This window comes from Nonomuraea turcica, assembly GCF_030718205.1.
Taxonomy (GTDB): domain Bacteria; phylum Actinomycetota; class Actinomycetes; order Streptosporangiales; family Streptosporangiaceae; genus Nonomuraea.
The window spans coordinates 152,023-165,249 of the sequence record NZ_JAUZQF010000008.1; the positions used below are offsets into that span (position 1 = coordinate 152,023).

At 71.2% G+C, this 13,227-nt stretch carries 12 protein-coding genes; 4 read left to right on the plus strand and 8 right to left on the minus strand.

Annotation, left to right across the window (positions count from 1 at the left end; all coding sequences use genetic code 11):
* Window positions 1–61 precede the first annotated feature (61 nt).
* Window positions 62–637, plus strand: coding sequence for a TetR/AcrR family transcriptional regulator (locus Q9G87_RS21865; protein WP_305918271.1), 576 nt, complete (start codon window positions 62–64; stop codon window positions 635–637).
* A gap of 447 nt (window positions 638–1,084) precedes the next feature.
* Here Q9G87_RS21865 and Q9G87_RS21870 read toward each other — a convergent pair whose 3' ends face one another.
* From Q9G87_RS21870 to Q9G87_RS21890, 5 genes are all read right to left on the minus strand, one after another.
* The gene (locus Q9G87_RS21870) at window positions 1,085–2,026 is read right to left on the minus strand and encodes a sigma-70 family RNA polymerase sigma factor (RefSeq protein ID WP_305918272.1); all 942 of its coding nucleotides are present in this window, start codon (window positions 2,024–2,026) and stop codon (window positions 1,085–1,087) included.
* Window positions 2,027–2,093: 67 nt separating this feature from the next.
* On the minus strand, window positions 2,094–3,278 hold the full coding sequence (gene hutI / locus Q9G87_RS21875) for an imidazolonepropionase (RefSeq protein WP_305918273.1): 1,185 nt from the start codon (window positions 3,276–3,278) through the stop codon (window positions 2,094–2,096).
* Window positions 3,275–4,600 carry a formimidoylglutamate deiminase gene (locus Q9G87_RS21880; RefSeq protein ID WP_305918274.1) on the minus strand — a complete coding sequence of 442 codons (1,326 nt, stop codon included), beginning with the start codon at window positions 4,598–4,600 and terminating at the stop codon, window positions 3,275–3,277. The genes hutI and Q9G87_RS21880 overlap by 4 nt, the downstream gene beginning before the upstream one ends.
* The gene (locus tag Q9G87_RS21885) at window positions 4,591–5,754 is read right to left on the minus strand and encodes an allantoate amidohydrolase (RefSeq protein ID WP_305918275.1); all 1,164 of its coding nucleotides are present in this window, start codon (window positions 5,752–5,754) and stop codon (window positions 4,591–4,593) included. Before Q9G87_RS21885 ends, Q9G87_RS21880 begins: the two co-directional genes overlap by 10 nt.
* A 33-nt stretch (window positions 5,755–5,787) precedes the next feature.
* On the minus strand, window positions 5,788–6,474 hold the full coding sequence (locus Q9G87_RS21890; protein ID WP_305918276.1) for an SDR family oxidoreductase: 687 nt from the start codon (window positions 6,472–6,474) through the stop codon (window positions 5,788–5,790).
* Window positions 6,475–6,530: 56 nt separating this feature from the next.
* On the opposite strand from Q9G87_RS21890, the gene Q9G87_RS21895 reads away from it, so the two are divergent.
* The 3 genes from Q9G87_RS21895 to Q9G87_RS21905 are packed head-to-tail and all read left to right on the plus strand — an operon-like array spanning window position 6,531 to window position 8,780.
* A complete protein-coding gene (locus Q9G87_RS21895; RefSeq protein WP_305918277.1) occupies window positions 6,531–7,061 on the plus strand; it encodes a PadR family transcriptional regulator in 531 nt (176 codons plus the stop codon).
* Between the two features lie 19 nt (window positions 7,062–7,080).
* On the plus strand, window positions 7,081–8,034 hold the full coding sequence (locus Q9G87_RS21900; protein ID WP_305918278.1) for an ATP-binding cassette domain-containing protein: 954 nt from the start codon (window positions 7,081–7,083) through the stop codon (window positions 8,032–8,034).
* Window positions 8,031–8,780: an ABC transporter permease gene (locus Q9G87_RS21905; protein ID WP_305918279.1), complete on the plus strand. Its 750-nt coding sequence runs from the start codon at window positions 8,031–8,033 to the stop codon at window positions 8,778–8,780. Before Q9G87_RS21900 ends, Q9G87_RS21905 begins: the two co-directional genes overlap by 4 nt.
* Here the strand turns inward: Q9G87_RS21905 and Q9G87_RS21910 are convergent.
* From Q9G87_RS21910 to Q9G87_RS21920, 3 genes are all read right to left on the minus strand, one after another.
* Window positions 8,760–9,596 carry a MurR/RpiR family transcriptional regulator gene (locus tag Q9G87_RS21910; RefSeq protein WP_305918280.1) on the minus strand — a complete coding sequence of 279 codons (837 nt, stop codon included), beginning with the start codon at window positions 9,594–9,596 and terminating at the stop codon, window positions 8,760–8,762. The genes Q9G87_RS21905 and Q9G87_RS21910 overlap by 21 nt on opposite strands.
* Before the next feature lie 160 nt (window positions 9,597–9,756).
* On the minus strand, window positions 9,757–11,406 hold the full coding sequence (gene hutU / locus Q9G87_RS21915) for a urocanate hydratase (RefSeq protein ID WP_305918281.1): 1,650 nt from the start codon (window positions 11,404–11,406) through the stop codon (window positions 9,757–9,759).
* 53 nt (window positions 11,407–11,459) lie between these two features.
* A complete protein-coding gene (locus Q9G87_RS21920) occupies window positions 11,460–13,169 on the minus strand; it encodes an ABC transporter ATP-binding protein (protein WP_305918282.1) in 1,710 nt (569 codons plus the stop codon).
* Window positions 13,170–13,227: the final 58 nt, after the last annotated feature.

Genomic DNA, 13,227 nt, shown 5'->3' on the forward strand with positions numbered 1-13,227 from the left:
ACAAACCGACTGTCGGTCTATGAAATTACCGACTGACAGTCGGTTTGTCTACAGTGAGTCCATGAACCTCAAGGCGGAGCGCGGCGCGGCAACCCGCGACAAGGTCCTGGCCATCGCCACGCGGCTGTTCGCCGAGCGGGGCTACGACGACACCTCGATCGAGACGGTCCTGCAGGAGACAGGGCTGAGCAGAGGGGCGCTCTACCACCACTACGCGGGCAAGGACGCCTTGTTCGAGGCGGTGCTCGAGGCCACGGAGTCGGCCGTGCAGGTCAAGATCATTGAGGCGGTGAACGGCATCACCGACCCTGCCGCCGCACTGAGGGCCGGGGTCCTGGCCTGGATCAGGCTCGCCGGGGACCCGGTCATCAAGCAGATCGTCCTCATCGACGCGCCTGCGGTGCTGGGGTGGGAGCGGTGGCGGGCCATGGAGGAGCGCTACTCGTTCGGCATGCTGAAAGCGGCCTTGAAGGGCACGGAGGCGGTGCCGGCGGAGTTTCTGGACCTGCACGCGCACATGCTGCTGGCCGCCATCAACGAGAGCGTCCTGCTGGTGGCGCGGGGCGGCGACCACGCCGCCGCCGAGGCGGCCGTCGAAGAATTCCTCCGCCGGCTCCTCCACCCCACTGGTGGCTGAGCACCGCGACAGGCGCCGGCCCCCACCGCGCCACGCCCCGTGGGCGCGGCGCACGGCGGCCTCCGCCGTCGCATGCGGTGGCAGCACATGACGCGGCTGCTCCGAAGCGCGGCTCTGTAGGCCACAGCCGGCGGGCAGCCGAGCCCGTGAGCAACCGAGCCCATGGGCGCCCGAGCCCGTGGACGGCCGAGCGCATGGACGGCCGAGCGCATGGACGGCCGAGCGCATGGACGGCCGAGCGCATGGACGGCCGAGCCCATGAGCGCCCCAAGCGCATGGGCAGCCGAGCCGGTCGGCGTGCGGGTCCGTGGGCGAGCGGGTCCGTGGGCGGGCCGGAGGCGTCAGGCACGGAGCGGCGTCGGGTATCGGGGCGCAGGGCCCGGTGCCGGAAAATACGCAGCCGCCGGTTCCGGGAGCGGAGCCGGCGGCTTGGGAAGGATGGGTGGGTCAGGCGGCGGCCGTGGCCATCTTGCGGAGACGGGCCAAGGCGTCGCGTTCGATGCGCCGGGCCCGGTCGCGGCCGATGCCGTAGCGCTCCCCGACCTCGGTCAACGTGTGCTCACGCCCGTCCACCAGCCCATAGCGCCACCGCAACATCTCGCTGGTCGGCCCCTCGAGCCCGGTCAGCCACAGCTCCAGCCGCTCCCGCTCCAGGATGTCGATCGCCTGCTGCTCGGGATCGGCCCACGTGTCGTCCGCGATCATGTCGCCGAGTTCGGTCTCGTCCTCGTCGCCCACCCCCAGTTGGAGTGAGACGGGATCGGAGGCCCAGCGCCGCAGCTCACGCACCCGTTCGATGGGCAGCTCGAGGATCTCGGCAAGATCGTCATCGGTCGGCTCGGCGTCGAACTCGGCCAGCATGTCCCTGCGTACGCGCATCAGCCGGGTCATCTGCTCCCCGGCGTGCGTCGGCAGCCGCACCGGCCGCGCCTGCTCGTGGATGGCCCGCCCCACCGACTGCCTGATCCACCACGTCGCGTAGGTGGAGAACTTGTATCCCCGCTGGTAGTCGAACTTCTCCACCGCCCGCACCAGGCCAAGGTTCCCCTCCTGGACGAGGTCGATGAGCGGCATCCCCCGGCCCGAGTATTTCCTGGCCACCGCCACCACCAGCCGGAGGTTGGCCTGGATGAACTCGTCCTTCGCCCGCTGACCCGAGATGGCCAGGCGCTCCAGCTCCTCGTCGGCCGCATCCCCGATGCGCGGCTCCGAGCCCCCGCTGTCGAGCAACTGCTCGGCGAAGAGTCCCGCTTCGATCCGCTTGGCGAGCTCCACCTCTTCCTCCGCTGTAAGCAACGGGACCCGGCCGATCTCCGCCAGGTATGTCCCCAGCAGATCTCGATCCGCGACGTGCTGCTCCTGCGTGCGACTCCCCGTAGGCCTTGCCATCCCCAGGCACCTCGTTCCGCAGCTGCGTTCTATATCCGGCCAACGTCCGGCCAGATGCAAAGATTCCCTAAAGCACTACGTCCGAGGGAGGGTTCTGGATGTCCTCCTCAAGGAGGAGACCGCCCTGAAGCACCTGGTGAACGAGGGGAACGCCGGGCCGGTAGGCCAGATGCACGTATGAGGGGGCGTCGAGCACGACGAGGTCCGCGCGGGCTCCGGGCCGCAGCCAGCCTACGTCCGTGCGCCGCAACGCGCGCGCCCCGCCGTACGTGGCCGCCCTGATCGCCTCCAGCGGCGTCATGCGCATCTCGCGCACGGCCAGCGCCACGCAGAACGCCATCGACGACGTGTAGGAGGACCCCGGATTGCAGTCGGTGGCCAGCGCCACGGTGACCCCGGCGTCGATCAGCCGTCTGGCGTCCGGATACGGCGACCTGGTCGAGAACTCGGCCCCTGGCAACAACGTCGCCACCGTTTCTGAGGACGCCAGCGCGTCCACGTCCGCGGGCGTCAGGTGCGTGCAGTGGTCGGCCGAGGCGGCCCCCAGCTCGCAGGCGATCCGCACACCCGGCCCTTCGCCGAGCTGGTTGGCGTGCACCCGCACCCCGAGCCCCGCCTTCATTCCGGCGCTGAGGATCTCCCGCGTCTGGTCACCGTCGAACGCCCCGCGCTCGCAGAACACGTCCACCCACTTGGCGTACGGCGCGCACGCCTCCAGCATCTCCCCGGCCACCAGCCGCACGTAGGAGTCCGCGTCCATGTCCGCGGGCACCACGTGCGCCCCCAGGAAGGTGGTCTCGCCGGTCAGCCCCGTGGCGATCTCCAGGGAGCGTCGCTCGTCCTCGACCGTCAGCCCGTACCCGCTCTTGATCTCCACGGTGGTGGTGCCCTGGGCGCGCATCTCGGTCACCAGGGCATGGGCGCGGGCGGCCAGTTCGGCGTCGCCGGCCTGCCGGGTGGCGGCGACCGTCGTCCTGATGCCGCCCCCGGTGTAGGGCTCGCCGGACATCCGGGCCCGGAACTCCGCCGTACGGTCGCCGGCGAAGATCAGGTGCGCGTGGCTGTCGACGAAGCCGGGGATGACGGCGCGCCCTCGCACGTCCAGTCGCTCGTCGGCGTCAGGGGCCTGCGCGGCGGGACCCACCCAGGCCACCAGGCCGTCGGCCAGGACCAGCGCCGCGTCGGGGATCTCCTCCCGCTCCGGATCGCCGGTGTACAACAGCCCGATGCCGTCGATGAGGGTCGTGGTCATCGCAGCGCTCCGATCGCCTCGGCCAGCATGGATCCGACGTCGCCCAGCACATGCCTGCCGTCCTCGACGACGCGCCGCCCGCCGGACACCACCGAGTGCACGTCGGCCGCCGTGGCCGCGAACACCACGGCCTCCGCTCCGCTCGCGCCCGCCGTGCGCACGGAGTCGAGGCGCACCGACACCAGGTCGGCCCGGGCGCCGGGCACGAGCATGCCCGCGTCGGGGAAGCCGAGCGAGGTGTGGCCGGCGGTCGTGGCCGCGGCGAGCAGGTCGGCGGCGGACCAGTGGCCGCGTTTCCCGCTGGCCAGCCGCTCGTCCAGCTCGACCGCCCTGGCCTCTTCGAACAGGTCGATCACAGCATGGCTGTCGGAGCCGAGCGTGATCGGCGCGCCCCGGTCGGCGAGGGTCCTGGCGGGGCCGATGCCGTCGGCGAGGTCGCGCTCGGTGGTGGGGCACATGCAGACGTGCGTGCCCGAGTGGGCGAGCAGCTCGACGTCCACGTCAGTCAGGTGGGTGGCGTGCACGGCGGTCGAGCGCGGTCCCAGCGCCTCGTGCTCGTGCAGGAGCTGGACGGGCGTGGCGGCGTACATCTCGACGCAGGCCGCGTTCTCCGCGCGCTGCTCGGAGACGTGCACGTGCAGGGGCGCCGCGTGCCGGTGGGAGAACTCGGCGACGACCGGCATCTGCTCGGGCCGCACCGCCCGCACCGAGTGGATGGCCGCGCCGATCTCCACGTCACCCTGACCTTCGTAGGAGGCGGCCAGGTCATCGGCCCTGACGGCCCAGCGCTCGGCGTCGCCGTCACCGAAGCGGACCTGCGCGCCGGCCAGCGGCGCGCCCATGCCGCCGGACAGGTAGCAGGTGTCGAGCAGCGTGATGCGCAGCCCGGCGTCGCGAGCGGCCTGGACGAGGACGTGGCCCATGGCGTTGGGGTCGTCGTACGGCTTGCCGCCCGGCGCGTGGTGCAGGTAGTGGAACTCGCCCACACAGGTCACCCCGGCCAGCGCCATCTCGGCGTACACGGCCGTGGCCAGGCGCAGGTAGCTGTCGGGGTCGAGCCGGGTGGCCACCTCGTACATCCGATCGCGCCAGGTCCAGAAGTCGCCCTTTCCCTCCTGCGCGGCGCCTCTGAGCGCGCGGTGGAACGCGTGCGAGTGGGCGTTGGCCAGGCCGGGAACGGTGATCCCGGCCAGCCGTCCGGCGTCGGCGGGCGGCGGGCCCTGGCCGATCCGCGCGATCCTGCCTCCCTCGACCACCACGATCACGTCGTCCGCGACGCCGTCGGGCAGCCAGGCCTGCTCGCACCAGTACGTCAGCGACACAGATCCTCCAGCACGTCCGCCAGTGCCACGACTCCCGCCTCGCAGTCTGCCTGCTCGGCGTGCTCATCGGGGGAATGGGACACGCCGGTGGGGTTTCTGACGAACAACATCCCGGCCGGCACGCCCGCCGCGGCCATGATCCCGGCGTCGTGCCCGGCGCCGGTCGGCAGGATCGGCGCGGGCGTGTCGCCGCCCGCCACCCGGGCCAGCCGGTCCCTGAGCTCCGCCTCGAAGCCGACCACCGGCGTCCATGATTCTTCCCGCACGTCCAGCCCTTCCGCCAGCTCGGCCACCAGCTCACGCACGTCCCGCTCGTCCGCCCCGCGGGCGTCCAGCCAGGCGGAGACCAGGCCGGGGACGGCGTTGGCGTTGCCGGGCGAGACGCGCACCTTGCCGACCGTGGCCACCACGCCGTGCCGCTCGGCGCCCGCGCGGGCGGCCAGCACCATGCGGGCGAACGGCAGCATCGGGTCGTCGCGGTCGGCCAGCCTGGTGGTGCCCGCGTGGTCGGCCCGGCCGCGGAAGTCGAACCGCCAGCGCCCGTGCGGCCAGATCACGCTCGCCACGCCCACCGGCCGTCCCTGGTCGACGAGCCCGCGGCCCTGCTCGACGTGGAGCTCCACGAACGTGCCGACGTTGGCCAGCGTCTCATCGTCCCGCCCGATCCCGTGCGGCTTCCGCCCGGCTCTGGCCATGACGTCGGCCAGGGTGTCGCCGTCGTCGTCGGTCAGCGCGAGCGCCCTGTCCGGCTGGATCGCGCCCGTCAGCAGCCGCGACCCCATGCACGGTACGCCGAATCTGGCGCCTTCCTCGTCGGTGAAGCAGACCACGCCCACGGGCCGCCCCGGCGTCACACCGCGGCTCTTCAGCAGGTCGAGGGCGGCGAAGGCGGAGACGACGCCGAGCGGACCGTCGTACGCGCCGCCCTGCCGCACGGAGTCGAGGTGGCTGCCGGTCACCACGCCAGGCCGGCCGGCCGGGTCGCCCCACCAGGCCCACAGGTTGCCGTTGCGGTCCTCCCGCAGGTCGAGGCCCCGTCGCGCGGCCTCCCCCGCGAACCACTCCCGTAGCTCCATGTCGGCCTCCGACCAGGCGTCCCTGACGTAGCCGCCGGTCGCCGGGTCCCGTCCTATGCGCGCGAGTGGTTCAAGCATGGACCCACTGTAGTGAATGGATCCATTCAGCGTTCAGCTGACCGGCCCCGCCGCCGGTCGCAGGGTCAGCTCGGTGAGGTGGGCGTCGGGGCCCGCCGTGACGGCGGCCAGCACGGCCCGCGCCACGCTCTCCGCCCGCAGGTATTTGCCGGGCTCGAACGGGCCGCCCTCGTATCTGCGCACCTCGTGCTGCATATCGGTGGCGACCCGGCCCGGGTAGACGGTGGTCACCCTGAGGTCGGGCTCCTCCAGCCGCAGTGCGTCGGCGAAGGCCTTCAGGGCGAACTTGCTGGCCGCGTAGGCGGCCCAGTTGGGGTTCGCCCGCTGGCCGGAGCCCGAGTTGACGCACACGACGTGGCCGCGGGCCGCGCAGAGCGCGGGCAGCAGCAGCCTGGTGAGCTCGGCCACCGCGACGACGTTCACCTCCATGGTGCGGCGCCAGACCTCGGCGGGCAGGTCCGCGATCCTGCCGAGCTCGGCGATGCCCGCGGAGTGCACCAGCACGTCGAGCCGCTCGATGCCCGCGACGTCCGCCTCCGTGATCTCGGTCAGCTCCACCGGCCATGGCCGCGCGTCGGGCAGCTCCGCCGCCACCTCGGCGAGCGCGCTCTCGTCCCGCCCGCCCAGAATGACGTGATGCGTGGGCCCCAGCGCCCTCGCGACGGCCGCGCCAATGCCCCGGGAAGCGCCGGTGACCAGCGCCGTAGGTCGTTCAGTCATGAGGGTCAGCATATTGATGTTGACGGTTACTCAAATTTGAGTACAAACTTGAACCCATGTCATCGATGCGCGTCCTGATCCTGGGCGTCCTCCTCGACGGCCCCATGAACGGCTACGGGGTCCGCAGGCGGCTGGAGGGGATGAGCGCCGACGTCTGGGCCAGCGTCGCCTACGGCTCGATCTACCACGGGCTCGGCAAGATGGCCGACGAGGGCCTGCTGGAGCTCGTCGAGGCGGGCAAAGGCGGCAAGGGCGTCTACGCGATCACGCAGGCGGGCCACGAGGAGTTCCAGCGACTGCTGCTGAAGGCCTGGCACGAGGTCAGACCCATCATCGACCCGTTCCAGGTGGCGCTGACGTTCATGGACAAGCTGGAAAAGCAGGAGCTTTTGAGCGCTCTGCATGGCAGGATGGCGCAGCTCCAGATGGGCGTCGACACGATGGGCCACATCATGGACCTCAAGCACCACCACGGCGCCCCTGGCCACATCCGCGAAAACCTGCTGCTGACGCGGGCCATGCTCCAGGCCCAGCTCGACTGGATCGAGAAGGCGATTCCGCGCGTCGAGGCAGACGAACTGCCGTGAATTTCATCCTAGGAGTCTCATGATCGTTGAGGCGCACGACTTAAAGAAGACGTTCACCACCAGGAGCCGCAAGGGCCCGCAGACCGTCGAGGCGGTGCGCGGCGTCGACCTGCGTATCGAGAAGGGCGAGATCTTCGGCGTGCTCGGGCCCAACGGCGCCGGCAAGACCACCACGATCAGGATGCTGGCCACGCTGATCACCCCCGACGCGGGCACGGCCGTGATCGCCGGGCACGACCTGCTCAAGGAGCCCGCCGCCGTCAGGAGCCGGCTGGGCTACGTGAGCCAGGCCGGCGGGGTCGAGGACACGACCAGTGCCAGGGCCCAGGTCATGATGGCCGCCAAGATCCACGCCGTGGCCGATCCGAAGCAGGCGACGGCCGAGGTGCTGGAGCGCTTCGACCTCACCGAGATCGCCGACCGCCCCGGCCGTACGCTGTCCGGCGGCCAGAAGCGGCGGGTCGCCATCGCGATCGGCCTGGTGCACAACCCGCCGCTGCTCTTCCTCGACGAGCCCACCACCGGCCTGGACCCGCAGAACCGGGCCAACCTGTGGGACCGCATAGAGCAGCTCCGCGAGTCGGGCACCAGCGTGCTGCTCAGCACCCACTACCTGGACGAGGCCGACGCGCTGTGCGACCGGCTGGTGATCGTCGACCACGGCCTGGTCGTGGCCGAGGGCACCCCGGCCGCGCTCAAGCGCGAGGTCTCCGGCGACGTGATCACGCTCAGGGTCGACGATCCCGCGCGGGCGGCCGAGACGCTTGCGCCGCTCGCCCGGGAGACTCGGCTCGATGAGGACCTGCTGCGGGTCTACGTGGACGACGGCGAGCACACGCTGCCCGCGCTGCTGCGCGCTCTGGAGGAGCAGGGCGTGAAGCTGAGCTCGATCGCGCTCGACCGCTCCACGCTCGACGACGTGTTCCTGGCCAAGACCGGCCGATCCCTGCGCGACACCGGAGCCGCCGCATGATCCGCCACACCGCCCTCTTCACCGGCTACGAGCTGAAGAAGTCGTTCAGCAATCCGATCTGGCCGCTGTTCGGCATCCTGCAGCCGGTGCTCTACCTGGTGATGTTCGCTCCCCTGCTGAAGACCATGACGCCCGGCGGCACGACGGTCGACGCCCTGCGCATGTTCACCCCGGCGGCGATGATGATGATCGCCGTCTTCGGGTCGATGTTCTCCGGGTTCGGGCTGATCGCCGAGCTGCGCGGCGGCTCGATCGAACGCTACGCCGTCAGCCCCGCGTGGCGACCGGCCATCGTGCTCGGGCGGGTGGCCAAGGACATGGTCCAGCTGGTCCTCCAGGCGATCCTGGTGCTGATCGTGGCGATCGCGATGGGCGTGCGCATCGGGGTCGTCGAGCTGGTGCTCGTGCTGTTGCTCATGGCCGCGACCGGCCTGTTCGCCTCCAGCCTGTCGCAAGGGCTGGCGCTGACCATCCGGGACGAGAACGGCATGTCGCAGACGCTCAACCTGTTCATGCTGCCGATCATGCTGCTGGCCGGGCTGTTCGTGCCCATCTCGTTCGCGCCCGAATGGATGAAGGCGATCGCGCCGGTCAATCCGCTCTATCACGCGGTGGAGGCGGGGCGGGCGCTGTTCGCCGGGCAGCTGTCCGACTCCTCGATCCCGATCGCGTTCGCGCTGTTCATCGTGCTGGCGGTGGTGACCACGATCTGGTCGATGCGGTCGCTAGGCAAGATCGCCGGGTAGGAACGCGCCGGTCTCGTCGGTCATCCGCTCGTACTCGTCGAGCCGGGCCTGCGTACGCAGCGGCGCCGCGTCCGCCATGGCCTCCACCAGGGCCATGGCGAGAGCCAGCGGCGCCGCATGCGAGTCGAACACGAGCCGGTCGCCGACCGGTGCGTCCAGCACCACCTCGGCCGGGAAATCCGGCTTGTCGGTGATCACCGCCACCCTCAGCCCGAGCTTTTCCGCGTAGTCCAGGGCCTGCACCGCTTCCGTGGGATAACGCGGCAACACCACGGCCACCAGCCACTCCGCCCCGGCTCGCCGTGCCGCGTGCAACCCGTCGGTCAGCTCCGAACCGCCGTGCGTGAGCAGCCGCACGTCGGGGTGGATCCGGCGGGCGTAGTAGGCGAACGTCGTGGCCAGCCCGCAGGAGACCCGCAGGCCCAGCACGGGCAGGGGCTCGGTGGCGGCCAGTTGCTCGCCCAGCTCCTTGAGCGGGAACGCCGTCAGACGCTCCCGCACCACGGCCAGGTTGCGGATCTCAGAGTCGATGGCGCCGCGCAGCAGGCTCTCCTGCGGCTCGGGCACCCCGCCGCCGCCCAGCACGAGAGGCCGCAGCGCCTGGCGTAGCTCCGGATATCCGGCGAAACCGAGCACCATGGCGAATCTGGTCACCGACGGCTGGCTGACCCCGGCCCGCTCGGCGAGCTCGACACTGGACAGGAAGATCGCCTCGTCCAGGTGCTCGCCGAGGTAGTGCGCGATTCTGCGCTGCACGGGCGACAACCTCCGGCCATCCAGCAGCACGCCCAGCCCACCGTGATATCCGTCGCCCACGCCACCTCCAACGTCGTCTGCCCGGCATTCTCATCCCACACCCATGCACCGACTGTGCCTTACTTCGGCCGAGGCCCCCGCCTGCGCGCCACGCCCTCCCAGGGCCGCGGCGGCGAGACGACGTGCAGGGCGGTTCGGCGCAACCGCGACGGCGGGGGCGTCAGGACTCCCGCATCGGGATGCGGACACCACGCGCGTCGGCGACCTCTGCGGCCTCCTCGTAGCCGGCGTCCACATGCCGCATGACCCCCGTCCCAGGGTCATTGGTGAGGACCCGGTTCAGCTTCTCCCCGGCCAGCGCCGTGCCGTCGGCCACCGTCACCTGGCCGGCGTGGATGGACCGACCGATCCCGACCCCGCCCCCATGGTGAATCGACACCCAGGCCGCCCCCGAGGCCGTGTTGAGCAGGGCGTTCAGGAGCGGCCAGTCCGCGATCGCGTCCGACCCGTCCGCCATGGCCTCGGTCTCCCGGTACGGCGACGCGACGGACCCGCTGTCCAGATGGTCGCGCCCGATCACGACGGGCGCCTGAAGCTCTCCCGAGGCCACCATGTCGTTGAAGCGCTCCCCGGCCACGTTGCGCTCGCCGTATCCCAGCCAGCAGATGCGCGCGGGCAACCCCTGGAAGTGCACCTTCTCCCCGGCTTTCCTGATCCACCGGGCGAGCGGCTCGTTCTCGGGGAAGAGCTCCAGGATGGCCCGGTCGGTGGCGGCGATGTCGGCGGGATCGCCGCTGAGCGCCGCCCACCGGAACGGCCCCTTGCCCTCGCAGAACAGCGGCCTGATGTACGCGGGCACGAAGCCGGGAAAGTCGAAGGCCCGCCCGTAGCCGGCCAGCCGCGCCTCGCCCCTGATCGAGTTGCCGTAGTCGAAGACCTCGGCCCCCGCGTCCTTGAACCCGACCATGGCCTCCACGTGCCGCGCCATCGAGGTCCGAGCCCGCTCGGTGAACCCCGCGGGATCTTTCTCCCGCGCCGCGGCCATGTCCTCGAAGGCGATGCCGAGCGGCAGGTACATCAGGGGATCATGGGCGGAGGTCTGGTCGGTCACGATGTCGATCTCGGCTCCGCGAGCCAGCAAGGCGGGCACGAGCTCCGCGGCGTTCCCCACGACCCCGATCGACAGCGGCCGCCGCGCGTCGCGCGCCTCGTACGCCAGCCGCAGCGCCTCCTCCAGCGAGGCGGCCTCCACGTCGAGGTAGCGGTGCTCGATGCGGCGGGTGACCGAGCGCGGGTCGCAGTCGACGCAGATGGCCACGCCGCCGTTCATGGTGACGGCCAGCGGCTGGGCGCCGCCCATCCCGCCCAGCCCCGCCGTCAGCGTGATCGTCCCGGCCAGCGTGCCTCCGAAGCGCTTGGCGGCGACGGCCGCGAACGTCTCGTACGTGCCCTGCAGGATGCCCTGCGTGCCGATGTAGATCCATGACCCGGCGGTCATCTGCCCGTACATGGTGAGCCCGGCCGCCTCCAGCCGCCGGAACTCCTCCCAGTTGGCCCAGTCGGGCACCAGGTTGGAGTTGGCGATCAGCACGCGCGGCGCCCATTCGTGCGTGCGGAACACGCCGACCGGCCGCCCCGACTGCACGAGGAGCGTCTCGTCGCCCTCGAGCGTCGTGAGCGTCCTGACCAGCGCGTCGTAGGACGCCCAGTCACGCGCCGCCTTCCCCGAGCCGCCGTAGACGACCAGCTGCTCGGGGTGCTCGGCGACCTCGGGGTCCAGATTGTTCTGCAGCATCCGGAGCGCCGCCTCCTGCGGCCACCCCTTGGCGGTGATCGTGGTGCCTCGCGGCGCGCGCACGGTGCGGCTCATGGTGACCCTCCTGAATGAAGGCATTCATCTATGTCACCCGCAGACTACAACGACTACCCGACGAGGAACTGGGTGGCGGCCAGCTCGCGGTAGAGCTCGTCCGCGCCCACCAGCTCGGCGTGCGTGCCGACGGCCCGTACGCCGCCGCTCTCCATGACCACGATCCGGTCGGCGTTCGTCACCGTGGACAGCCGGTGGGCGATGACCAGCACGGTCGTCTCCGTGGCGACCTCGGCGATGACCTCGCGCAGCCGCATCTCGTTGACCGCGTCGAGCTGCGAGGTGGCCTCGTCGAGCAGCAGCAGCCTGGGCTTGCGCAGCAGCGCCCGGGCGATGGCGACCCGCTGCCGCTCGCCGCCGGACAGCAGCACGCCGCGGTGCCCGACCGCGGTCTCCAGTCCTTCGGGCAGCCTGGCCACGAGGTCGTCGAGCCGGGTGCGGGCGAGGGCGCGGCGCAGCTCCTCCTCGGTGGCGTCCTGGGCGGCGAAGAGCAGGTTCTCCCGCAGGGTGCCGGCCAGCACGGGGGCGTCCTGCTCGACGTACCCGAGCGCGGCACGCAGCTCGCCCAGCGGCCAGTCGCGGATGTCCCGCCCGCCGATCTCGATCTTCCCGTCCTGGTGGTCGTAGAAGCGTTCGAGCAGGCCGAACACCGTGGACTTGCCTGCTCCCGACGGCCCCACCAGCGCGGTGAGCCCGCCGGGCGGCACCTCGAAGCTGACCCCGTCGTGCACGACCGGCCGGTCCTCGCCGTACCGGAACACGACGTTCTGGAACGTCACCCCCACCGGCTCAGCACCACTCGCGACCACCACAGGCTCGGCGGGCTCGGCCGGCAGCTCCTCGATCTCCTTGATGCGCTTGAGCGCGGCCAGCCCCTGCTGGAGCTGGACCCCGCCCTGCACGAGCTGCCCGATCGGCGGCACCAGGTAGAACAGGTACAGCAGGAACGCGATCAGTGACGACACCTCCAGCGCGCCGGAGGCGACCCTGGCCCCGCCGACGGCCAGCACGGCGAGGAACGCGATCTGCACCGCCATCCACGTCGCCACTCCGGCCAGCGACGTCCACCCGGCGACCTGCAGCCCCCGGTCGCGGGCCCGCACCGCCGCGTCGCCGACCACGGCGATCTCCCGCTCCTCAGCGCCGCTCGCCTTGACGGTCCGGTACGCCTGCAGCGCCCGGTCCAGCACCGCTCCCATCTCGCCCACGGCCTCCTGGGCCTGCGACTGCGCCCGCTGGATCTTCGGCATGATGAGCGCGACGAGCCCGCCGATCACCACGATCACGAGCAGCGTGATCAGCAGCAGCACGCCGTCCATCGCCACCATCAAGGCGATGGCTCCGACCAGCATGAACGCCGCACTGACCGACTCGACGATGCCGTTGGTCAGCACCGCGCGCAGCAGCGTCGTGTCACCGGTCACCCGCGACAGGAGATCGCCGGGCTTGAGCCGGTCCACGTCGGCGACCTTGAGCCGGAGCATTCGGTCGACGAGCCTGCGCCGGGCGCCGAGCACGATGCCCTCGCCGGTGCGCTCCATCAGATAGCTGCCGGCGGCCGACACGACGGCGCCGATCAACACCGCCGCGGTTAAGCCCAGCAGCGGCCCGGCCATGGACCCGCCTTGGCCGAAGGCGTCCACGACGTACTTGGCCAGCAGCGGCATCGCGAGCCCAGCCGCCGATCCGATCAAGCCCAGCAAGCCGCCCACGAGCAGGACCTTCCGGTGCGGGCGCACGTAGGTGAGCAGTTCCTTGATCACCAAATCTCCTCTCACGACACATCTCGATGTGCTCCAACGAACGGGATGACGAAATCCA